Annotated in this window: 23 protein-coding genes; 12 read left to right on the forward strand and 11 right to left on the reverse strand. The window is 64.8% G+C overall.

All coding sequences use genetic code 11. The annotated features are described in order from the left end of the window. Positions 1–44: 44 nt before the first annotated feature. The gene (locus K2O50_RS06595; RefSeq protein WP_050704301.1) at positions 45–1,661 is read right to left on the reverse strand and encodes an APC family permease; all 1,617 of its coding nucleotides are present in this window, start codon (positions 1,659–1,661) and stop codon (positions 45–47) included. 323 nt (positions 1,662–1,984) lie between these two features. On the opposite strand from K2O50_RS06595, the gene K2O50_RS06600 reads away from it, so the two are divergent. Then, the gene (locus tag K2O50_RS06600; protein ID WP_050704302.1) at positions 1,985–2,755 is read left to right on the forward strand and encodes an AraC family transcriptional regulator; all 771 of its coding nucleotides are present in this window, start codon (positions 1,985–1,987) and stop codon (positions 2,753–2,755) included. Between the two features lie 104 nt (positions 2,756–2,859). After that, positions 2,860–3,708: a tail fiber protein gene (locus K2O50_RS26865; RefSeq protein ID WP_050704303.1), complete on the forward strand. Its 849-nt coding sequence runs from the start codon at positions 2,860–2,862 to the stop codon at positions 3,706–3,708. On the opposite strand, the gene K2O50_RS06610 is transcribed toward K2O50_RS26865, so the two are convergent. Continuing rightward, complete coding sequence (locus K2O50_RS06610; protein WP_050704304.1) at positions 3,709–4,596, reverse strand: LysR family transcriptional regulator; 888 nt, start codon at positions 4,594–4,596, stop codon at positions 3,709–3,711. It lies immediately after the preceding gene. Positions 4,597–4,797: 201 nt separating this feature from the next. On the opposite strand from K2O50_RS06610, the gene moaB reads away from it, so the two are divergent. After that, on the forward strand, positions 4,798–5,337 hold the full coding sequence (gene moaB, locus K2O50_RS06615) for a molybdenum cofactor biosynthesis protein B (protein WP_050704305.1): 540 nt from the start codon (positions 4,798–4,800) through the stop codon (positions 5,335–5,337). 97 nt (positions 5,338–5,434) lie between these two features. Here the strand turns inward: moaB and K2O50_RS06620 are convergent, their stop codons facing one another. Then, on the reverse strand, positions 5,435–6,310 hold the full coding sequence (locus K2O50_RS06620; protein WP_177330827.1) for a bestrophin family protein: 876 nt from the start codon (positions 6,308–6,310) through the stop codon (positions 5,435–5,437). Between the two features lie 45 nt (positions 6,311–6,355). Then, positions 6,356–7,360 carry a GTP 3',8-cyclase MoaA gene (gene moaA, locus K2O50_RS06625; RefSeq protein ID WP_050704307.1) on the reverse strand — a complete coding sequence of 335 codons (1,005 nt, stop codon included), beginning with the start codon at positions 7,358–7,360 and terminating at the stop codon, positions 6,356–6,358. 255 nt (positions 7,361–7,615) lie between these two features. Here moaA and K2O50_RS06630 point away from each other — a divergent pair, with 255 nt between their 5' ends. After that, entirely contained in the window at positions 7,616–9,946 is a 2,331-nt protein-coding gene (locus K2O50_RS06630) for an FdhF/YdeP family oxidoreductase (protein ID WP_050704308.1), read from the forward strand. 120 nt (positions 9,947–10,066) lie between these two features. Here K2O50_RS06630 and K2O50_RS06635 read toward each other — a convergent pair whose 3' ends face one another. Beyond that, complete coding sequence (locus K2O50_RS06635) at positions 10,067–10,525, reverse strand: Lrp/AsnC family transcriptional regulator (RefSeq protein ID WP_050704309.1); 459 nt, start codon at positions 10,523–10,525, stop codon at positions 10,067–10,069. A 151-nt stretch (positions 10,526–10,676) separates the two neighbouring features. Here K2O50_RS06635 and K2O50_RS06640 point away from each other — a divergent pair, with 151 nt between their 5' ends. Next, positions 10,677–11,852, forward strand: a complete 1,176-nt coding sequence (locus K2O50_RS06640; RefSeq protein WP_050704310.1) for a PLP-dependent aspartate aminotransferase family protein — start codon at positions 10,677–10,679, stop codon at positions 11,850–11,852. A gap of 52 nt (positions 11,853–11,904) precedes the next feature. Here K2O50_RS06640 and K2O50_RS06645 read toward each other — a convergent pair whose 3' ends face one another. Then, entirely contained in the window at positions 11,905–12,141 is a 237-nt protein-coding gene (locus K2O50_RS06645; protein ID WP_050704311.1) for a DUF465 domain-containing protein, read from the reverse strand. Between the two features lie 116 nt (positions 12,142–12,257). Here K2O50_RS06645 and K2O50_RS06650 point away from each other — a divergent pair, with 116 nt between their 5' ends. The 5 genes from K2O50_RS06650 to K2O50_RS06670 all read left to right on the forward strand — a co-directional run bounded on the left by K2O50_RS06650 (position 12,258) and on the right by K2O50_RS06670 (position 16,950). Next, positions 12,258–12,623 carry a 5-carboxymethyl-2-hydroxymuconate Delta-isomerase gene (locus K2O50_RS06650; protein ID WP_050704312.1) on the forward strand — a complete coding sequence of 122 codons (366 nt, stop codon included), beginning with the start codon at positions 12,258–12,260 and terminating at the stop codon, positions 12,621–12,623. Positions 12,624–12,787: 164 nt separating this feature from the next. Continuing rightward, positions 12,788–14,425: a phosphoethanolamine transferase gene (locus K2O50_RS06655; RefSeq protein ID WP_050704313.1), complete on the forward strand. Its 1,638-nt coding sequence runs from the start codon at positions 12,788–12,790 to the stop codon at positions 14,423–14,425. A gap of 93 nt (positions 14,426–14,518) precedes the next feature. After that, a complete protein-coding gene (gene rnd / locus K2O50_RS06660) occupies positions 14,519–15,652 on the forward strand; it encodes a ribonuclease D (protein WP_050704314.1) in 1,134 nt (377 codons plus the stop codon). Beyond that, a complete protein-coding gene (locus tag K2O50_RS06665; protein ID WP_028693022.1) occupies positions 15,649–15,942 on the forward strand; it encodes a YcgL domain-containing protein in 294 nt (97 codons plus the stop codon). The genes rnd and K2O50_RS06665 overlap by 4 nt, the downstream gene beginning before the upstream one ends. Before the next feature lie 75 nt (positions 15,943–16,017). Beyond that, positions 16,018–16,950, forward strand: a complete 933-nt coding sequence (locus K2O50_RS06670) for a D-2-hydroxyacid dehydrogenase (protein ID WP_050704315.1) — start codon at positions 16,018–16,020, stop codon at positions 16,948–16,950. Positions 16,951–17,075: 125 nt separating this feature from the next. Here K2O50_RS06670 and K2O50_RS06675 read toward each other — a convergent pair whose 3' ends face one another. After that, positions 17,076–17,669, reverse strand: a complete 594-nt coding sequence (locus K2O50_RS06675) for a nitroreductase family protein (RefSeq protein ID WP_050704316.1) — start codon at positions 17,667–17,669, stop codon at positions 17,076–17,078. Positions 17,670–17,814: 145 nt separating this feature from the next. Between K2O50_RS06675 and K2O50_RS06680 the strand changes: the two genes are divergently transcribed. Both K2O50_RS06680 and K2O50_RS06685 read left to right on the forward strand, forming a co-directional pair. Beyond that, on the forward strand, positions 17,815–18,264 hold the full coding sequence (locus K2O50_RS06680; RefSeq protein ID WP_050704317.1) for a YcgN family cysteine cluster protein: 450 nt from the start codon (positions 17,815–17,817) through the stop codon (positions 18,262–18,264). Between the two features lie 25 nt (positions 18,265–18,289). After that, a complete protein-coding gene (locus K2O50_RS06685; RefSeq protein ID WP_050704318.1) occupies positions 18,290–19,498 on the forward strand; it encodes a hypothetical protein in 1,209 nt (402 codons plus the stop codon). Positions 19,499–19,592: 94 nt separating this feature from the next. On the opposite strand, the gene K2O50_RS06690 is transcribed toward K2O50_RS06685, so the two are convergent. From K2O50_RS06690 to K2O50_RS06705, 4 genes are all read right to left on the reverse strand, one after another. After that, positions 19,593–19,916: a YgaP-like transmembrane domain gene (locus tag K2O50_RS06690; protein ID WP_050704319.1), complete on the reverse strand. Its 324-nt coding sequence runs from the start codon at positions 19,914–19,916 to the stop codon at positions 19,593–19,595. A 190-nt stretch (positions 19,917–20,106) separates the two neighbouring features. Then, on the reverse strand, positions 20,107–20,391 hold the full coding sequence (locus K2O50_RS06695) for a hypothetical protein (protein ID WP_220689980.1): 285 nt from the start codon (positions 20,389–20,391) through the stop codon (positions 20,107–20,109). 681 nt (positions 20,392–21,072) lie between these two features. Continuing rightward, positions 21,073–21,543: an RNA methyltransferase gene (locus tag K2O50_RS06700; RefSeq protein WP_016711941.1), complete on the reverse strand. Its 471-nt coding sequence runs from the start codon at positions 21,541–21,543 to the stop codon at positions 21,073–21,075. Positions 21,544–21,616: 73 nt separating this feature from the next. Beyond that, on the reverse strand, positions 21,617–21,982 hold the full coding sequence (locus K2O50_RS06705; RefSeq protein ID WP_050704320.1) for a YajD family HNH nuclease: 366 nt from the start codon (positions 21,980–21,982) through the stop codon (positions 21,617–21,619). Positions 21,983–21,998 lie beyond the last annotated feature (16 nt).

Raw genomic sequence — 21,998 nt, forward strand, 5'->3', positions numbered from 1 at the left:
CTGAATCGCGAGGCAAGCCCGCTCCCACGAGTTCCCGTCAGTGTTCAGGAGGCCAGCGCAGCCGGCTCGTGCCCGTGATGCGCTTCGGCACCCGCTTCGCTTTCATCGTCGCCATCGAGCCGCACCAGCCGGGCCGGCACGCCGGTGGCCGCGCCCCAGTAGTAGATGCCCAGGGCACTGGCGGCGACGATCACGGTGTCCAGCGGATGGCCGATCACGCCCAGGCCGCCGAAGCTGCCCAGCCAGGAGAGGAAAATGGTCACGGCGTAGAAGCCGATCAGCCAGGCCGACGAGCGCACCTGCTGGCCCAGCGACAGGTGTTCGGTGGGCACGAAGCGGCGGCACAGCAGGTACAGCACGAACATCACGATCTGCAGCGCCAGCAGCCAGGACACGGTGTTCCAGCCCGACCAGTAGACGATCAGCGCGGCGATGATGAACGACAGCGGGCCGAGCACGCCCATGCCCTTGACCCGGAACGGCCGTGGCATGTCGGGGGCGTTGCGGCGCAGGGCGGCGACCGATACCGGGGCCACGGCGTAGCTCAGCACCAGGGCGGCGGACACCACGTTGATCAGTGCTTCCCAGGACGGGAACGGCAGGGTCCAGAACACCGCCAGGCCGAAGGTCAGCCACAGCGCCGGGCGCGGGATGCCGGACTGCTCGTCGATGCGGGTGAAGTACTTGAAGAAGGTGCCGGTCTGCGCCCAGCCATAGATCACCCGTGGGGTGGCGTTCATGTAGATGTTGCCGCAGCCGCTGGGCGAGATCACCGCGTCGGCCACCACCAGGTAGGCCAGCCAGCCGACGCCCAGGGCCAGGGCGATGTCACGGTAGGGCAGGGCCAGTTCCTTGGTCACCCCGGCCCAGCCGTTGGCAATCATTTCGTTCGGCACACTGCCGAGAAACGCCAGTTGCAGCAGGGCATAGATCGCGGTGGACAGCAGCACCGAGAGAATCAGCGCGATGGGGATGGTGCGCTGCGGGTTCTTCACCTCGCTGGCCACCGAGATGATCGGCGTGAGCCCCAGGTAGGCGAAGATGATGCCGCCGGCCGACACTGCCATTTCCACGCCGGACAGGCCGAACGGCGCGAAGCCCTGGACCTCGAAGTTCTCCGGCTTGAAGAAGGTGAACAGCACGCCGATCACCAGCAGCGGCACGATGAACTTGAACACGCTGACCAGGTTGTTGGCCTTGGCGAAGGTCTTCACGCTGCGGTAGTTGAGCAGGAAGAACAGCCCGAGCAGCGCGAACTGCACCAGCCAGCCAAGCACCGTCGGGTCGCTGGAGCCGGTCTTGGTCAAGGCCGGGAACCAGGCCGCGGCGTACTGGCGCGAGGCGACCACTTCGATGGCGATCAGGCTGGAGAAGGCGATCAGGGTAATGAAGCCCATCAGGTAGCCCAGCAGCGGGCCGTGGGAGTACACCGGGTAGCGCACCACGCCCCCGGCCCGCGGCAGGGCGGCGCCGAGCTCGCAGTAGACGATGCCCAGCAGCAGCACGGCGAAGCCTCCGAGGAACCAGGAGAGGATGCCGGCCGGGCCGGCGATGGCCGAGACGTGGCTGGCGGCGAACAGCCAGCCGGAGCCGAAGATCGCGCCGAGGCCGATGAAGGTGAGGTCGAGCAATGACAGCTGTTTCTTGAATTTGCCTGACATGGGTGCGCCTTTTTGTAGGTTTTGGATAGGCAGGTCTGATGTCACGATGCGGCTTGGTCGGCCGCGCTCTTGTAGGTCGTGGGGCGGCTTGCGTGGGGCATAGAGTGGACCGATCGAGGCGTCGGTTCTTGATGGTTTTCTGCAAGGTGAGTGACGAAATCGGCACAGTCAGGCAGAAAGGCTGGTGCGGCGGGCTTGGGGTGATTTAGGTTGGCGTTGCCGGCCTATCGCGGGGCAAGCCCGCTCCCACGCGTGCCGTGCAGCTGGCGTGGGAGCGGGCTTGCCCCGCGATAGGGCTGGTAAATCCCAAAGAGAAATCCCGCATGTTCAAGACCCCACTGACAGCGCTGTACCAGCACCTCGACCAGCACCGCCCCGAATCCCTCGAGGCCCTGCTCACCGGTGTGGTCTGGCTGCTGCCCATGCTCGACGTGATCGCCAATGCGGCGATCTTCATCAAGGATGACCAGGCCCGCTACGTGCTGGCCAATCGCACGCTGGTCCAGCGCTGCGGCCTCAAGCGCCTGCAGCCGCTGCTGGGCAAGACCAGCGCCGAAGTGTTCCCGGCGCGCCTGGGCCCCGGCTACACCGAGCAGGACCGCCGGGTGCTGGAGCAGGGCCTGGTGCTGGAAGACCAGCTGGAGCTGCACCTGTACGGCAGCCGCGAACCGGGCTGGTGCCTGACCCACAAGCGTCCGCTGTACGATCCGGCGGGGAGGATCATCGGCCTGGTGGGCATTTCCGTCGACCTGCAGTCAGCCGCCGACACCCACCCCGCCTATCAGCGGCTGGCGGCGGTGGATGCGCATATCCGCGCGCATTTCCACCAGCCGATCAGCATGGGCGAGCTGACCCGCATCGCCGGGATCTCGGTGGCGCAGTTGGAGCGCTACTGCAAGCGGATATTCCACCTCACGCCCCGGCAGATGATCCACAAGGCCCGCCTGGAGCATGCGCACCAGTTGCTGCACAGCGACCTGCCGATCATCGAGGTGGCCCTGCGCTGTGGCTACACCGATCACAGCGCCTTCAGCCGGCAGTTCAGGCAACTGACCGGTTTCACGCCGCGGCAGTACCGGATGGCAACGAATTAAGGAATGATGCATAAATGCATTGATTTGTTATGCTTTAATGCATAGAATGAGTTTCAGCGCTACTCAGTAGCATGCATAAACTCAATCGATACAGGATGTTCACGATGACAACTGCTTACACCGCCAAGAATTCCCTGCCTTTTGCAGCGCTACCTACTACCGATGGTGTCGTTCAGTACTTTCGTGCGACCAGCACCAACGTAGCGGATGCGTCCTATGCTCCCGATGGTCTGGCAGCTGCGCCGATCTACGGCCTCGGTGGCCAGCTGTTGCAAGGCAACGAGATTGTCGCTGGCGGCAACGTGACGCTGGTTTCCTATCTCGGTCCACTGCTCAACCAGGGGGCCCTGTGCTGGATCCTGCTGAACTGCGAGGGTGGTGCCCAGCAGGTGGCCAATGCCACGCATAGCCAGCATGCCGTGACGCTTGGCCAGATCATCGGTTTCTCCGGAGCCGCGCCTGGTGACATCAAGTTCTCCGCAGCCAACGAGGCGCCGGTGGGCTGGCTGAAGGCCGATGGGGCATTGGTGTCTCGCGCCGAGCATGGCGCATTGTTCGCCGCCATCGGCACCACCTATGGCGCTGGCGATGGTGTCACGACCTTTGGTCTGCCTGACCTGCGCGGTGAGTTCATCCGTGGTTTCGATGACGGCCGTGGAGTAGACCAAGGCCGGGCGTTCGGCTCCTGGCAGAAAGGCAGCCTCTACCCTTACGACACCACCGAGAACATAGCCAACGGCGTCTGGAGTGCATCCACCACGCAGAACACAGGTCCCGCTTCGCAAGTCGCGATGGGCGTGGATGCCTACTCCACCGACGAGTATTCGACCATTTCGCTGGGTGGGGTCGATGCGCGGGTCAACTATGCATTGCCAGGTCTGTTCGGTGACCGTGGTTACTCCGGGATCACCCGCCCACGCAATATGGCCATGCTCGCATTGATCAAATGCTGATCACTCGCTGCTGAACAGGGCGCGGGCCTCGTCGAAGCACTGCTCGGCGATGGCCGAGCGCGGCTCGCTGCGGCGCAGCAGCAGGCCGACCGGGCTGTGGATGCTGGCTTCCTGTACCGGGATGATGCGCATGTGCTGGTTGAGGTCTTCCAGGCCGCAATCGAGCGGCATGACCGCGCAGCATACGCCGGTGTTGATCGCCTGGATCAGCTGGAAAGTCGAGTCGCTCTCGAGCACGGCATTGGGCGCAAGGCCACGGCTGCGCAAGCTCAGGTCGAGGGACTGTCGGTAGTGCATGCCTTTGCTCAGCAGGCCCAGCGGCAGCTCGCCGAGGTCTTCCCAGCGCAGGCTGTCGGCCTCGAACTGGAAGTGCCGGGTGTCGTGCAGCAGGCCCATGGTGGTGGTGCTCAGCTCGATCACTTCGAAGAAGCTGGTGTTGACCTGGTCGAGGTAGCAGATGCCCAGATCGAGCTGGTTGCGGCTCAGGCCGTCGATCACCTGCTCGGAGCTCAGCGACGACAGCTGGAAGTGCAGCTCGGGGTACTTCTCGCGCAGGGGCATCAGCAGTTGCATGGGGTTGAAGCTGGCCAGCGGCACGGTGCCCAGGCGCAGGCTGCCAACCACTTGGCCCCGGCAGCTGGCGGCCTCGGCCTGCAGGCCGTCATGGGCGGCGAGCAGCGTGCGGGCCCAGGCCAGGATGCGCTCGCCGGCTTCGGTGAAGCCTTCGAAGCGCTGGCCGCGCTTGACCAGCACCAGGTCCAGTTCGTCCTCGAGGTTGCGCAGGCGCATGGACAGGGTCGGCTGGGTGATGTGGCACAGCGCCGCGGCCTGGCCGAAGTGGCGGGTCTGGTCGAGGGCGATGAGGAACTTGAGCTGTTTGATGTCCATGGTGCGGCCTGGGGTTGCGGGGTGGGTAGACCTTAACCAAGAGTGAAGCACCTGGCTAATCCTTGATGAACATTTCACCGACCCGGTCGCGGGGCCGATAGCGGCGATAGAAATCGTCGATCACCCGGTACGCCCTATCGATTGGACGCTGCCGGGGCTTGTCTCTAACGTGGCCGCGAAGCCAATCCTGGAGCAAAGGCCATGAGCGTGAAACCGGACGCGGTGTTCGTACCGCTGAACATTGCGGTGCTGACCGTCAGCGACACCCGCACCTACGACACCGACACCTCTGGCGAGCTGCTGGCCAGCCGCGCCGTCGGCGTGGGCCACCGCCTGGTGGCGCGGGAGCTGCTCAAGGACGACCTGTACAAGATCCGCGCCCAGGTCGCCACCTGGATCGCCGACGAGCAGGTGCAGGTGGTGCTGATCACCGGCGGCACCGGTTTCACCGGGCGCGACAGCACGCCGGAGGCGGTGGACTGCCTGCTGGACAAGCGCGTCGACGGGTTTGGCGAGCTGTTCCGCGCCCTGTCGATCCTCGATATTGGCACCTCGACCGTGCAGAGCCGGGCCCTGGCCGGCATGGCCAACGGCACCCTGGTGTGCTGCCTGCCGGGCTCGACCGGCGCCTGCCGCACGGCCTGGGAAGGCATCCTGGCCGAGCAGCTGGATGCGCGGCATCGGCCTTGCAACTTTGTCGCGCACCTCAAACCAATCGGGGTCTGCGAAAGCCGCGGTTGACCTCAAGGGGCCCATCGCGGGGCAAGCCCGCTCCCACGCCAAATGCGAGATCAGTGTCTTTTGGGCGTGGGAGCGGGCTTGCCCCGCGATGAGGCCATCAGCTCAATACATGATCCACCGGCACTAACGCCGGTGGCAGCGGCTCATGCCCCAACGCCGCCAGGACATCGCGCTCGACGGTGCGCACCAGCGCATCGGTCGGCAGATCGTTCTCGTCCCGGCCGAACGGATCCTCCAGCTCGTTGCCGATCGCATCCAGGCCAAAGAACGTGTAGCTGACGATGGTGGTGAACAACGGTGCCAGCCAGCCCAGCGGTTCTGCCAGGGCGAACGGCAGCAGCAGGCAGAAGATGTAGATGGTGCGGTGCAGCAGCAGGGTGTAGGGGAACGGCAGCGGCGTGCCCTTGATCCGCTCGCAGGTGGCTTGCACGTCCGACAGGCCGGCCAGGCGCTGCTCCAGGAGGGTGTAGCGGAATTCGCTGATCGCGCCGTCCTTCGCCAACCGTGAGCATTGGGCACCGATATCGCGCAGGATGCCATCGCAGACGTTGTGCGCGGTGATCGGCGCGCCCTCGGCCAGCCAGGTGCGTGCCAAGGGCAGTTCGTCTTCGTTGCGCAGCCGGGCATTGAGGGCATGGGCGAAGCCGCACAGGCCACGCAGCATCTGCGCGCGCAACTGCTGGTCCTCGATCGCCACGCTTTCGCGCACGAACGAGCGCACCTCGATGATCATCCGCCCCCAGGCCTTGCGCCCCTCCCACCAGCGGTCGTAGCAGGCGTTGTTGCGAAAGCTCATGAAGATCGACAGCGACAGCCCCAACAGGGTGAAGGGCGTGGCGCTGACCGGGTAGAACAGCGCCGGGTAGTGCCGCTCGATCAGCACGATCAGCGCCGCCAGCAAGGTCACCGCCAGGCAGCGCAAGGCGATGCGCTGGACGATCGAGCCCTTGAGGGTGAACAGCACGCGCAGCATGTCGGGGCGTGAGTGGACGATCAAGACGGTTCCAGAGGCGGCCGATCAGCCGCCGGTCATGTTCATGAAGCGCAGGATCTGCACCTCGCCGCCCACTTCGAAGTGGTGGCGGTAGGGCTTGAGCTGCATGGCGTCGCGCAGGGTCTTTTCCAGGCGGGCGCTGTCGCCGGGGTGCTGGCGCAGGACCTGCTTGAGGTCCACCGAGTGCTCGTTGCCCAGGCACAGCAGCAGGCGGCCTTCGACGGTCAGGCGCACGCGGTTGCAGGTGGCGCAGAAGTTGTGGCTGTGCGGCGAGATGAAGCCGACCCGGGTGTCGGGCGCTTCGGCCAGGCGCCAGTAGCGCGCCGGGCCCTGGGAGGATTCGGCCGACTCGACCAGGGTGAAGTGCTCGGCCAGGCGGGCGCGCACGTCATCGCTGGAGCAGAAGGACTCGCCGCGCTCGTGCTCGCTGATGACGCCCAGGGGCATTTCTTCGATGAAGGAGATGTCCAGCTCGCGGTCGATGGCGAAGCGCACCAGGTCGACGATTTCGTGGTCGTTGCGGCCCTTGAGCACCACCGCGTTGAGCTTGGTACGGCGAAAGCCTGCGGCGCGCGCGGCGTCGATGCCCGCGATCACCTGCTTGAGGTCGCCGGTACGGGTCAGGGCGCGAAAACGCTCGGGGTCGAGGCTGTCGAGGCTGATGTTCAGGCGCGAGACGCCGGCATCGAACAGCGGCTGGGCCAGGCGGCCGAGCTGCGAGCCATTGCTGGTCAGGCACAGTTCGCGCAGGCCGGGCAGGGCGGCGATACGCTCGCACAGCCCGACGATGCCCTGGCGCACCAGGGGCTCGCCACCGGTCAGGCGGATCTTGCGGGTGCCCAGGGCGACGAAGCGCTCGGCGACCAGGTACAGCTCCTCGAGGCTGAGAATCTGCTGGCGCGGCAGGAACTGCATGTCTTCGGCCATGCAATAGACGCAGCGAAAATCGCAGCGGTCGGTGACCGACATCCGCAGGTAATCGACTTTGCGGTTGAAACCGTCGATCAGGGCCTGGGGGTTCTTTTCCACGTTCGCGCTCGACCTGTGCAGTGGCTGGGGGCGGCGAAAGGCCGCAGACAAGGTTCAAGCTATAACCTGCGCCCAGTGACGTCAAATTGCTTTCCCCGACTGTTCGATCAGTCTCCTCTATCACGGCTGCAGGCCATGGATTACAAGGGCTATACCGGGTGATCGAGACGGTTTATCACGCTGTCATTTATTTCGATTGGACGCACTGGGAGCCGCTTCTTAGGCTGGAAAAAACACCGTGCGGAGAAGCGCAGCATGAGCCAGGACGAACACATCAGGGACTACAAGGGGCCGGCCGCCGGCTGGGGCGCGCTCAAGAGCGTGACCAAGAGCTGGCTGGGCAGCGAGAACGCCTTCAAGAACCTGCGGGCCATGCTCAAGACCAACCAGAACGGCGGTTTCGACTGCCCGGGCTGTGCCTGGGGCGAGTCGCCGGAAAGCGACATGGTCAAGTTCTGCGAGAACGGCGCCAAGGCGGTCAACTGGGAGGCCACCGGCCGCTCGGTGGATCCGGCGTTCTTCGCCCGCTACAGCGTCAGCGCCCTGCTCGAGCAGACCGACTACTGGCTCGAATACCAGGGCCGCATCACCCACCCGATGCGTTACGACGCGGCCACCGATCATTACGTCGAAACCAGCTGGGACGAGGCGTTCGCCCTGATCGCCCGGCACCTAAACGGCCTTGTGTCGCCGGACCAGGCCGAGTTCTACACCTCGGGCCGGGCCAGCAACGAGGCGGCGTTCCTCTACCAGTTGTTCGTGCGTGCCTATGGCACCAACAACTTCCCCGACTGCTCGAACATGTGCCACGAGGCCAGCGGCGTCGGCATGGCCGAAACCCTCGGCGTGGGCAAGGGCACCGTGGTGTTCCATGACCTGGAGCTGGCCGATGCGATCTTCGTCATCGGCCAGAACCCCGGCACTAACCACCCGCGCATGCTCGAACCGCTGCGCGAGGCGGTCAAGCGCGGCGCCCAGGTGGTCTGCTTCAACCCGCTCAAGGAGCGGGGCCTGGAGCGCTTCCAGCACCCGCAGCACCCGTTCGAGATGCTCAGCAACGGCTCCGAGCCGACCAACACCGCCTACTTCCGCCCGGCCCTGGGCGGCGACATGGCGGCCATGCGCGGGATCGCCAAGTTCCTCCTGCAGTGGGAGCGCGAGGCGCAGCTCAATGATGAGCCGCCGGTGTTCGACCATGCCTTCATCGCCGAGCACACCAGCGGCGTCGAAGCCTACCTGGCCGTGGTGGACGCCACGCCCTGGGAGCATATCGTCGAGCAGTCGGGCCTGAGCAAGGCCGAGATCGAGCTGGCAGCGCGCATGTACCGCAAGGCCGAGCGGGTGATCATGTGCTGGGCCATGGGCGTGACCCAGCACCGCCATTCGGTGCCGACCGTGCAGGAGATCGTCAACCTGCAGCTGCTGCGCGGCAACGTCGGCAAGCCCGGCGCCGGCCTGTCGCCGGTGCGCGGCCACAGCAACGTGCAGGGCGACCGCACCATGGGCATCGACGAGAAGCCCAAGGCCGCGCTGCTCGATGCCATCGAGAAACGCTTCCAGTTCACGGTGCCGCGCGAACATGGTCATAACGCCGTGCTGGCGATCCAGGCCATGGAAGAGGGGCGGGCCAAGGTGTTCGTCGCCCTGGGCGGCAACTTCGCCCAGGCGACGCCGGACACCCCGCGTACCCACGCGGCACTGCGCAACTGCGAACTGACCGTGCAGATTTCCACCAAGCTCAACCGCTCGCACTTGGTCACCGGGCGCGATGCGTTGATCCTGCCGTGCCTGGGCCGCACCGAGATCGACATCCAGGCCGAAGGGCCGCAGGGCGTCACCGTGGAAGACACCTTCAGCATGGTGCACATCTCCCATGGTCAGCTGAAGCCGCGCTCGCCGCTGCTGCGCTCGGAACCGGCCATCGTCGCCGGCATGGCCAAGGCCACCCTGGGCAACAAGCCGATCGACTGGGACTATGCGATTGCCGACTACGGCCGCATCCGCGGCATGATCGCCGACGTCATCCCGGGCTTCAGCGAGTTCAACGAGCGCTTGCAGCATCCCGGTGGCTTCCACCTGGGCAACAACGCCGCCGAGCGCAACTTCCGCACGGCCACCGGCAAGGCGCGTTTCACCCCCAGCCCGCTGCCGGAGCAACTGGTCAACGCCCAGGTGCTGGCCCGTGGCGACAAGCCCGACCTGATCCTGCAGACCCTGCGTTCCCACGACCAGTACAACACCACGCTGTACGGGCTGGATGACCGCTACCGTGGCGTGTTCGGCCTGCGCGAGGTGGTGTTCGTCAATGAGGCGGACATCCGCCGACTGGGCTTCGAGCCGGGCGAGCAGGTGGACCTGGTGTCGCTCTGGGAGGATGGCCGCGAGCGGCGGGTCTCGGGGTTCCGCCTGGTGGCCTATGACGTGCCGCAAGGGCAGGCGGCGGCCTACTATCCGGAGACCAACCCGCTGGTGCCGCTGGAGAGCTACGGCGAGGGGACCTACACGCCGACCTCGAAGTTCGTGGCGATCAAGCTGGAGAAGGCCAAACCTGGTAACCGGATCGAGGCGACAATCACAACCGACTGATGTTGGTGCCAGCGTGGGAGCGGGCTTGCCCCGCGATATCCCAGTCCATGCCTACTCAAGCGGACCTGCCGACGCCATCGCGGGGCAAGCCCGCTCCCACGCCATCGTCCACGCCCGTTCTTAGCGCCTCACCGGATACGCCGTGGTGTACTTCATCTGCTCCATCGCAAAGCTCGAGGTGATGTTCGACAGCCCGTCGGTGCTGGTAATCAGCTTCTTGTAGAAGCGGTCGTAGGCGGCGATGTCGCCCACCACCACCCGCAGCATGTAGTCCCAGTCGCCGGACATGCGGTAAACCTCCATCACCTCCTCGAATGCCGTCACCGTGGCGGCGAACTGCGCCAGCCAGGCGCTGTCGTGGCGCTGGGTCTTGAGCTGGACGAACACCGTCAGGCCCAGGCCCAGGCGCTCGGGGTCGAGCAGCGCCACGCGGCCGCGGATGTAGCCTTCCTCCTCCAGGCGCTTGACCCGCTTCCAGCACGGCGTGGTGGACAGGTTGACCGCCTCGGCCAGGTCCTTGAGGGATAGCGACGCGTCGCGCTGGAGCAGGGTGAGGATGTGCTGGTCGAAACTGTCCATGGTGTCGTCTGGCGGGGTGGAGGAAAGTTTTCCAAGATTAGCCGCATGCAGAGAACGTTGAAACCCTTTCAGGCGCGTCGTCGACAGCAACGTTCTGTTGGCGCCTGGGCCCGGCGGATATGAGATAGTGGCGGTTTTCCATCCTCAGTCAATGGACCCGACCATGTCCGACAAACCGCGCAATTTCGCCACCCGCACCATCCACGCCGGCGAGCAGTCCAGCGTCGCCGACAACGCCATCTTCCCGGCCATCGTCACTTCCAGTTCGTTCATCAAGCGCGGCCTGGACGACAACCCTGAGTACGCCTACAGCCGGGTCAGCAACCCGACCCGGCACGCCTATGAAACCTGCGTGGCCGCACTGGAGGAGGGCGTCGGCGCGGTCGCCTGCGCCTCGGGCGTCAGTGCCACCGCCACGGTGCTCGAGCTGCTGTCCAAGGATGCCCATGTGGTGGTGATGAACGGTGTCTACGGCGGCACCTTCCGCCTGCTGGAAGACTACCGTGGACGCACCTCGGGCCTGACCACCACCTATGTCGACCTCAACGACGTCGAGGCCGTGGCTGCGGCGATCCGCCCGGACACGCAACTGATCTGGATCGAGTCGCCGACCAACCCGCTGCTGCACCTGGTGGACATCAAGGCGGTCTGCGACCTGGCCCGCGCCCGTGGGGTGATGACCTGCATCGACAACACCTTCTGCTCGCCCTGGAACCAGCAGCCGATCACCCTCGGCGTGGACCTGGTGATGCATTCGGCGAGCAAGTACATCGGCGGCCACTCCGACCTGACCGGCGGCGTGGTGGTGGCGGCCAATCACGACCTGCTGGGGCGCTTGCGCAAGATCAGCATGGCGGTCGGCGCGATTCAGGGGCCGTTCGACTGCTACCTGGCGCTGCGCGGGCTGAAGACCCTCGACGTGCGCATGGAGCGCCAGAGCGCCAACGCCCTGCGCGTGGCGCAGTTCCTCGAACAGCATCCGCAGGTCGAGCAGGTCTACTACCCGGGGCTGGAAAGCCATCCGCAGCATGAACTGAGCAAGCGCCAGATGCGCACCGGCGGTGCGGTGGTGGCGTTGCGCATCAAGGGAGATCGGGCCGCGGTCAACCGCCTGGTCGAGGCGCTGTCGATCTTTGTCCTGGCCGATTCGCTGGGCGGGGTGGAGAGCATGATCAACCACTCCTGGAGCATGTCGCACAACTCCCTGAGCCCGGAGCAGAAGGGCGTGATGGGGATCAGCGAGAACCTGGTGCGGTTGTCGATCGGGATCGAGGACTACCGGGATCTGATCGAGGACCTGGATGCGGCGTTGAAGGCGTCCGCGTAACGGCCGCCGACGCTATCGCGGGCTTGCCCCGCGATGGCGTCAGTGAGGGGAATCAGGATTTGGGCGGATGGACGATCCGTTCGATCTTGTCCTTGAGCAGCAGGCGTTCCCTGCGCAGCAGGTTGACGGTGTCATCGTTGGTGGCGTTGCCCTCGGCGGTCACCACTTCCTTGTCCTTGGCGTTGTACTCCTTGTGCAACTTGTGCAGGTCCTGGTTCTTGTCGATGAGGGCCTGGAACTGGTCGGCGGTCACGTGCAGGTCTGCGAGCAAATCATGCGGAACTGGCATTTCTTCACCTCTCTCAGGGTTGGTAAGCGAGCCTGAACCAAGAGGATAGTCGCCTTTGCCGCATTGCGGGACTGGGTTAGGCTGTCGCCCATCCCTGCGTAACCGGAACCTGCGCCATGCCTCACCTGAACCTGGAATACAGCGACAACCTGCGCGAGCTCAACGTCGACGTGCTGCTGCTGCGCCTGAACCACGCCCTGGTCGGCAGCGGCCAGTTCGCCGAAGAGCTGGACATCAAGAGCCGTGCCCAGGCCTTCGCCCAGTACCGGGTCGGTACCGCGCCGGGTGAGCGAGCCTTCGCCCATGTGCGCCTGGCGATCCTCAGCGGGCGCACGCCGCAAGTGAAGCAGCAGCTGTCCAACAGCTTGCTCGAGGTGTTGCGCGAGGCGATCCCCGGCCAACCTGGCCTGGACATCCAGCTGTGCGTGGAGGTCCTGGACATCGATCGCGAGCCGTACGCCAAGCTTCGCCTGCCTGGCTGAATGGCAGCTGAATGAAAGTTGTTTAACCGATGAAAGACGTCGACAGACTAATTGTTGGCGTCTTTTTCACGAAAAATTGATGCTAGGCTTTCTAGAGTTCGGCCAACTTTCCAACCTGCCCGCCCGGGCGCGTTGGCCGCTGATGAACTCTTGTTGCGAACGCCATGCTGAAACTCAAATCCCTGCGGACCGAATGGGTCACGCTGCTGGCCAGCCTGTATTTGTTGATCGGCTTCAACACCCTGCTTTGGCAACACCTGGAGTCCATCGTGCCGCCGGGCATGGTGGGGCTGTGGCTGAGCCTGGCGTTCGCCGTGCTGATGCTGTTCGCCTTCAATCTCATACTTACCTTGCTAGCGTTTCGTTATGTACTGAAGCCGGTATTGATCGTGTTGTTCCTCAGTGGCGCAAGTGTCGCTTACTTCATGAATCAATATGGCGTGCTTATTGATGCCGGCATGTTCCGCAATGTCGCTGAAACCAATGTCGCGGAAGTGCGTGATCTGCTCTCGCTGAAGTTTGCCCTGTATATCCTGCTGCTCGGTGTGCTGCCGTCGCTGCTGGTGTGGAAGGCCAGGATCGCCTATCGCCCGTGGCACCGCGAACTGCTGGGCAAGCTGGTGGTGAGTGGGGCCTGCGTCGCGGCCCTGGGTTCGGTGGCGCTGGTCAACTACCAGGGGTTGGCGTCGCTGTTTCGCAATCACCATGAACTGCGCCTGATGCTCACGCCGAGCAATATCGTCGGGGCTTCCATCGGTTATGTCAGCGAGCAAGTGGGCAGCGCCACCCGGCCGTTCCAGCGCTATGGCGAAGATGCCCGTCGCGATGGCGCCTGGCAGCAGCATGCGCGCAAGTCGCTGACCGTGCTGGTGGTCGGCGAGAGTGCCCGGGCGGACAACTTCGGCCTGCTCGGCTATGCCCGCGACACCACGCCACGGCTGGCCAAGGAGCAGGGCCTGCTGAGTTTCACCGATGTCCACTCCTGCGGCACCGAGACCGCCGTGTCGGTGCCCTGCATGTTCTCCGGCATGCCGCGCAAGGACTACGACGCCCGCGTGGCCAAGAACCGCGAGGGCCTGCTCGACATCCTCCAGCGCGCGGGCCTGACGGTGCAGTGGCGTGACAACCAGTCCGGCTGCAAGGGTACCTGCGACCGGGTGCAGTTCATCGATGTGAGCAACCTCAAGGACCCGGCGCTGTGCGCCAGTGGCGAATGCCATGACGAGATCCTGCTGCAGGGCCTGGCCGAGTTGCTGGACAACCTCGACCAGGACACCGTGCTGGTGCTGCACCAGATGGGCAGCCATGGCCCCGAATACTTCAAGCGCTACCCTGCGGGCACCGAACCCTTCACCCCGGTGTGCCGCAGCAACGCCCTGAACCAGTGCAGCCAGCAGGAGATCGTCAACGGCTACGACAACACCCTGGCCTACACCGACAAGGTGCTGGCCACCCTGATCGATACCTTGCGCAGCCGGCAGGACAAGGTCGACACCGCGATGATCTATCTTTCAGACCACGGCGAGTCGCTGGGCGAGTACAACCTGTTCCTGCACGGCACGCCCTACATGATCGCGCCGGACCAGCAGAAGCATGTGCCGCTGCTGGCCTGGTTCTCTGACAGCTACCGCCAGGACTTCGGCCTGGACACCGATTGCCTGGGCAAGCTGCGTGATGCGCCGTTGTCCCAGGACAACCTGTTCCACTCGATGCTCGGCCTGCTGCAGGTACGCACCGAGGTCTACCAGCGATCGCTGGACATGTTCGCCAGCTGCCGGCCGTGGCTGGCGGCCAAACGCTGAGCGGTCGACCGCCCGGCACCATGGAAGGCGCGAGGTTTCACCCCCAGGGGCCGCGCCGTATATACTGCGCGCCAATGTTAGTGGGAGAGCCTCGTGGCCATCGAAATACACTGGATCCGTGACGACCAGACCCTGGCCGAACACTGCCGAAGCTGGCGCGAACAGCCCTTCGTGGCCCTCGACACCGAATTCATGCGGGTCGATACCTTCTACCCCAAGGCCGGCCTGATCCAGATCGGCGTCGGCCAGTGCGCCTACCTCATCGACCCCCTGCTGATCCGCGACTGGCAGCCGCTGGCCGGACTGCTCGAGGACAGCGGCGTGGTCAAGGTGCTGCATGCCTGCAGCGAAGACCTGGAAGTGCTGCTGCGCCTGACCGGCAAGCTGCCCCAGCCGCTGTTCGACACCCAGTTGGCCGCCGGCTACCTGAACATCGGTTTCTCCATGGGCTATTCGCGCCTGGTGCAAGAGGTGCTGGGGCTCGAGCTGCCCAAGGGCGAGACCCGCTCCGACTGGCTGCAGCGCCCGCTGTCCGACACGCAGGTGAGCTACGCCGCCGAGGATGCCGTGCACCTGGCCGAGCTGTTCGACGCCCTGCGCCCGCGCCTGTCGGATGACAAGTACGCCTGGGTGCTGGAAGACGGCGCCGAGCTGGTCGCCGCGCTGCGCCGCGAAGTCGAGCCCGAAACCCTGTACCGCGACGTCAAGCTGGCCTGGAAACTCGGTCGCCAGCAACTGGCCGTGCTGCGCGAACTGTGCGCCTGGCGCGAGCGCGAGGCCCGCAGCCGTGACGTGCCGCGCAACCGCATCCTCAAGGAACACTCGCTGTGGCCCATGGCCAGGAGCCAACCCGACAGCCCGTCGGCACTTGCGAAAATCGACGAGATGCACCCGCGCACCATCCGCCAGGACGGTGAGCAGCTGATCCAGCTGATCAAGCGTGCCGCCAGCCAGCCCCAGGAGCAATGGCCCGAGCCGCTGCCCGAGCCGCTGCCGATCGAAGCCGCCGGCATCCTCAAGCGCCTGCGCGCCATCGGCCAGGCCGAGGGTGAGCGGCTGGGCATCGCCCCGGAACTGATGCTGCGCAAGAAAGCCCTCGAAGCCCTGCTCAAGAGCGGCTACCCCGACGGTCCCTATCAACTGCCCGATTCGCTGCGCGGCTGGCGTCGCGAACGCATGGGCCAGGCCCTGCTGGACGACCTGGCGGGCGCCGGAGATTCCCGATGAAACGTATCTGCTCGATCTACAAGAGCCCACGCAAGAACGAAATGTACCTCTACGTGCTCAAGGCCGAGGGCCTGGAGCGTGTGCCGGAGGCGCTGCTGCCATTCTTCGGCAAGCCGGTGCATGCTTTCGACCTGGTGCTTACGCCTGAGCGCACACTGGCCCGCGAGGACATCGCCAAGGTGCTGGAGAACCTCGACAAGCAGGGCTACCACCTGCAGATGCCACCGCCGGAAGACGACTACATCGAGCACCTGCCCGAAGAGCTGCTGCGTCGCAACGACCCGGCCTGACCCAGGCGCGGTTCCCTTTCTACCTGCGGCCCGCCTGGCGGGCCGCTTCCGTTGTTTGCCAAGGTTGTGTGTCACATGCGCGTTCTGATCGCTGAACAGGATCATGCCAACTATGCTCGCCTGCTGGGCGAAGCGGCACCGGACCTGGAAGTCCTGACCAGCGGCGACTCCGCCGAACTGGCACGCCTGGCCCCCGACTGCCCGGTGTGGCTGGGCCAGCCGGACCTGCTGGCCAGCCTGCTGCGCCAGGGCCACAAGCCTCACTGGATGCAGTCGACCTGGGCCGGTATCACCCCGTTGCTGGCCGACGGCCTGCCACGCGACTACCGCCTGACCCGGGCGGTGGGCATCTTCGGCCAGGTGATGGCCGAGTACATGCTGACCTACATGCTCGGTCATGAGCGCGATGTGCTGTCGCGTCTGGTCAGCCAGGTCGAGCGGCGCTGGGATGACCGCCCGGGGCGGACCCTGGAAGGACGGCGGGTGTTGATCGTCGGTACCGGCGACATCGGCCAGCGGGTGGCCGAGTTCCTCGCGCCGTTCGGCGTCGTCCTGCTAGGCGTGGCCAGCAGCGCCCGCGAGCAGGTGCCCTTTGTCGAAGTGGCGGGTCTCGATCAGCTGCCGCGCCTGGTCGGCGAGGCCGACTACGTACTCAACCTGCTGCCCGATACCCCGGCCACCCACGACCTGTACGATGCGGCGCTGTTCAAGTGCTTCCGGCCCAGCGCCTTGTTCATCAATGCCGGACGTGGCGTGGCGGTGGTCGATGCCGATCTGGTCGAGGCGCTCAAGCAGGGCCATCTGGCTGGCGCGGTGATCGATGTCTGCCGCCAGGAACCGTTGCCCCAGCGCCATCCGTTCTGGACCGCCTGGGGGCTGCTGCTGACCGGGCACAGCTCGGCGCCGACCTCGCCGGCGGCGATGGTGCGGTTGTTCGTCGAGAATGCGCGGGCGTATGCGGCGGAGCAGGAGCTGCGGGGCGAGGTGGATTTCACTCGCGGCTATTGAGTCGGCCTGTACCGGCCTCTTCGCGGGTAAACCCGCTCCCACAGGGATGTCACCGTTCTCAAGATCAGTGGCACACCTGTGGGAGCGGGTTTACCCGCGAAGAGGCCGGCCCAGGCGACAGAGAATTACAGGCTGAACTCACCCTCGGCCGCCAGCTCGCTCAGCGGTCGGCGCGGGCTCGGCACTTCGCGGGCCTGCAGGCCTTCGGCCAGGGTCGCCTTGTCGCCCAGCTTGCCGATCGCCACCATTGCATGCAGCGCGTAACCCTCGGGGATCTTCAGCTCGCTGCGCGCCAGGTCCTGGTCGAAACCGGCCATGCCGTGGCTGTGCCAGCCGCTGATGCTCGCCTGCAGCGCCAGGTGGCCCCAGGCTGAACCGGTATCGAAGGTGTGCCACAGTGCCGGTTTCTCCTCATCGGAGCCAGGCGCTGCGAAGGTGGTCTTGGAGATGACCAGCACCAGCGCCGAAGCGTGCTGCGCCCAGCTGCGGTTGAACTCGTTGAGGATGCCCAGGTAGCGCTCCCAGCTCGGCGTGTCGCGACGGGCGTAGAGGAAGCGCCACGGCTGCGAGTTGTAGGCCGACGGCGCCCAGCGCGCGGCCTCGAGGAAGCTCAGCAGGGTTTCCTGGCTGATCGGCTCGGCGGTGAAGGCGCGGGGCGACCAGCGATTGATGAACTGCTCGTTGATGGCATAGTCGGCGATACGTGGGGTGGCGCTCATGGGTGCTCCTGCAAGGGCGGGGGAAAATACCGCACGCTACTGCGTCCGGTGAGCACTGACAAGCGGTCTGGCGTTGCCGCCGGACTGCCTCTAGACTGGCGCCGCCGCGCGCCGCGGCTTGACGTTGACTGCAGGAAACCGTGTGATGATCGCCGATACCGCGCCCTTCTGGCGGCGCAAGACCCTCGACCAGCTCGATGACAAGGAGTGGGAGTCGCTCTGCGACGGTTGCGGCCTTTGTTGCCTGCAGAAACTCGAGGACGAGGAAGACAACAGCGTCTATTACACGAGCATCGCCTGCAAGCTGCTGGACCTGCAGACCTGCCAGTGCAGCGACTACCCCAATCGCTTCGAGCACGTCCCTGACTGCATCCAGCTCACCCCCGGCAAGGCCGACCAGTTCAAGTGGCTGCCGCCCACCTGCGGCTATCGCCTGGTCAGCGAAGGGCAGGACCTGCCGGCCTGGCACCACCTGGTCAGCGGTGATCGCCAGCAGGTGCACGAGCAGCGCATTTCCCGGTCGGGGCGCATGCTCAGCGAAAACGACGTGGATGAAGACGACTGGGAAGACCATCTGATCTTCCGCGCAGGTTGAGTATCCGGGGAACAAGGAGCTTTTTATGCGTCGCCCGTTGTTGTTGGTTGTCGGCCTGCTGGCCAGTTCGCAGGTCCTGGCGAAGAAAGTCGACCTCGATTACCAGGTGCGCCTGCTGCCGCAGAGCGGCCAGGCCGAGGTGCGCCTGACCCTGGCCGACGGCAGCGCGGTGCGCAGCCTGGACTTCGACCTGGGCAAGTCTGGTGCCTACAGCGACTTTCTCGCCGATGGCCAGTGGCAGGTGCTGAACGGGCGTGGCGTCTGGCACCCGGCGGCGGGCAAGACCAGCCTCAGCTACCGCGTGTTGCTCGACCAGCAACCCCGCGGCGGCGCCCATGAGGCGCGTATCACACCGCACTGGGCGCTGTTTCGTGGCGACCAGCTGGTGCCGCCGGCGCGCCTCGACCAGCAGGATGGCACCGAACTGGTCTCGCGGCTGACCTTCGACCTGCCGACGGGCTGGAAAAGTGTCGAAACCGCCTGGCCACGTATCGGCCGGCAGAAATTTCGCATCGACGATGTATCGCGGCTGTTCGATCGGCCTACCGGCTGGATGCTCGCCGGCAACCTGGGTAGCCGTCGGGCGCGCCTGGGCGACACCGAGGTGACCGTGGCCGCACCGCAAGGCCAGGGCATGCGGCGCATGGACACGTTGACCCTGTTGACCTTCGTCTGGCCGCAGTTGCAGGCGGTGTTCCCGCGCAACCCACCGAAGCTGTTGCTGGTCGGTGCCCGTGACGAGATGTGGCGGGGCGTGCTGGCTGGCAACAACTCGCTGTACCTGCACAGCACGCGCCCGTTGGTCAGTGAGAACGGTGCCAGCCCGGTGCTGCGCGAGCTGGTGCAGCTGTTCGCCCAGATCAATGATCGCGACGGCAGCGATTGGCTGGGCGAGAGCCTGGCCGACTATTACGCCACCGAGCTGCTGCGCCGCGCCGGCGGCATGAGTGATGATCGCTACGAGGCGCTGCAGGCCCGTCAGCACAAGCTGGCGGCCAAGGTGACCCACCTCAAGGGCGCCAAGGCCGATGCCGCGCAGGTGGCCCGTGGCGTGCTGCTGCTCCAGGCGCTGGATCGCGAGATCCGCCTGCACCACCACGACAAGCGCTCGCTGGACGACGTCGCCCGTGCGCTGATGCGCCTGTCGAGCGTAAGCACCGAGGAGTTCGTGCAGATCAGCGAGAACGTGCTCGGGCGCCAGTCCGAGGTGCTGCAGAGCAAGGTATTGCGCTAGGCGCAGGATCTATCGCGGGGCAAGCCCGTTCCCACGACCCCGGACATCATTTTGAACGTGGGCTCGTGGGAGCGGGCTTGCCCCGCGATGCTTTTCAACCGCCGGTCACCGTCGCGGTACGGGTCGCCGCCTCGGCGCTGGCCTTCAGCGCCTTGAGCTCGGCAGCGCCTCGTTCTATGTCGCGATGCAGGCGCAGGTATTCGGCGCGATGGCGCAACCACCACGCCTTGGTCGAGCAATGCCCGCTCACGCCACGGGCCAGCGCCAAGCCGCCGACGGCAACCTGCAACATCCCCAGCAGGCCACCGTGGCGCAGTCCCTTGCTGATCATCAACGCGCCCCCAGCCAGGGAGCTGACGCGCTCCAGGCCGTGGACATTGTGTTTCGGTGCGTCCGTTGTCCAATGGGTATCGTGCATTGCCAGATCTCCTCAGGTTGGTGATATCCAGCAGACTTTGACCAGCGTGCAAGCGTTCAGTGTAATTTGCCGCGTGGTTGTCCCGGTCAACTTCGAGGCTATCCTGAGCAAGGTTGGTTTATAACACTTGGCTGTGGGTGCCGTTGGCGAGCATGTTGGTTGTAATGAAAATTTTGATCAGCGTATTTAATCAGTCGTGACATGGTTTGGCTGCCGTGGCTGAACGACTGTGGAGAATTTCTAAGTCTCGATGTTGCTGTTGCTGTTGCTGTTGCTGTTGCTGTTGCTGTTGCTGTTGCTGTTGCTGTTGCTGTTGCTGTTGCTGTTGCTGTTGCTGTTGCTGTTGCTGTTGCTGTTGCTGTTGCTGTTGTTCTTTTGCTTTTGCTTTTGCTTTTAAGCGCGCGATATTCCAGGCGACACAAATTGCGACTTCAGGAGGCCGAACGCAGGGCTTGCGGAGGGAGGTGACGGGCATGGATGCCCGTCAAGCGCTGCGCCCCAGGATGGGGCGTTCAGCGCGGTCCTCCCGGGAGCAAGCCCGGAGTGAGGGGACCCCGGAGCGAAGCGTAGGGGCCGGATGAATGGAGCGAGGATTTTTTGGTTCCTTTTTGATCCTTCAAAAAGGGACCCGCCGGAAGGGCGGAAAGGTGACTATGCGTCACCATCGCAAATGAATGCGCATATAACTTTCAAAACACATGCTCTAAAAGTCAAAGTCAAAGTCAAAGCTAAATGCAGTCGGCGTCGGTTTTAATAGTTGTAAGTGCATTCATTTGCGATGTCGACACATAGTCACCTTTTCGCCCTTACGGCGAGTTCCTTTTTGAAGGATCAAAAAGGAACCAAAAAATCCTCGCTCCATTCATCCGGCCCTGCGCTTCGCTCCGGGTCCCCTCACTCCGGCCTTGCTCCCGGGAGGACCGCGCTGCAGGGCCCATCCTGGGCCCCAGCGCTTGACGGGCATCCATGCCCGTCACCTCCCTCCGCAAGGCCTGCGTTCGGCCTCCTGAAGTCGCAATTTGTGTCGCCTGGCATATCGCGCGCTTAGAAGCAAAAGCACAACGGCAACGGCAACGGCAACGGCAACGGCCTACGGTAGCGTTTATATCGCCGCGTAGACGCCAGGCTTGCACGTGGAAGGCGCAAAGCGTGAGGGCTACTTGAACTTCGGCCCCGAGCGGGTGTTCAAGCCTTTGGCCATGCGGTCGTACAGCACCACATTCACCGTCGCCGCCAGGTTCATGCAGCCCTCTGTCGGGATGTAGATCGTCTCTTCGCACCAGCCCCGCACGTCTTCGCTCAACGAGCCATCCTCAGGTCCGAAGATGTAGATCGCCCGGTCCGGGTGGGTGTACTCAGGCAATGGCCGTGCGCCTTCCACCAGCTCCACGGCCACCGGGGTGCAGCCCAGCGGAATGATGCGCTGCAGGTCGTCGATGCCGATCAGCGGGATGTCGTAGTGCACGCGCTTGGTGTCGGTGACGAAGTCGCGGGCGCGCTCATAGCGCTTGCCGGTGTAGAACACCGAGTTGACGCCATAGCAGCCTGCGGCACGCATCACCGAGCCTACGTTTTCCGGGGATTTGGGGTTGAACAGGCCGATGCAGCTGTACCGTTTGTTCGCCACGTGTCGGGGCCCTTCGCAAAAAAAGAGCGCGATTATACGGGCTTGCCGGCACGCCGGGGGCGCGAATCGACGTTCAGTCCTTCTTCATCAGCGCGGCCAGGTTGGCGAACGGGTTGTGGGTGGCCACGGCGACTTTCGGCGTGCTCAGCGAACCTTCGCTGAAATACTGCTGGTCGGTGTAGCGGGCGTGCTCGTTGTCGTGGCAGTACAGGCACAGCAGCTCCCAGTTGGAGCCGTCCTGGGGGTTGTTGTCGTGGTTGTGGTCGCGGTGGTGCACGGTCAGTTCCGACAGGCGCTTGCCGGAGAACTCGCGGGTGCAACGGCCACAGACGTGGGGGTACATCTTCAGCGCCTTGTCGCGGTAGCCCATTTCCTTGTCGCGCTTGGCGTCGGCGAGGATGCGGTCGAGACGGGCGGTGGCGTCGGAGGTGGAGCTCATGGTGTTACCTTTTTTC

Source organism: Pseudomonas sp. 2hn (assembly GCF_019646095.1).
GTDB lineage: Bacteria > Pseudomonadota > Gammaproteobacteria > Pseudomonadales > Pseudomonadaceae > Aquipseudomonas > Aquipseudomonas peradeniyensis.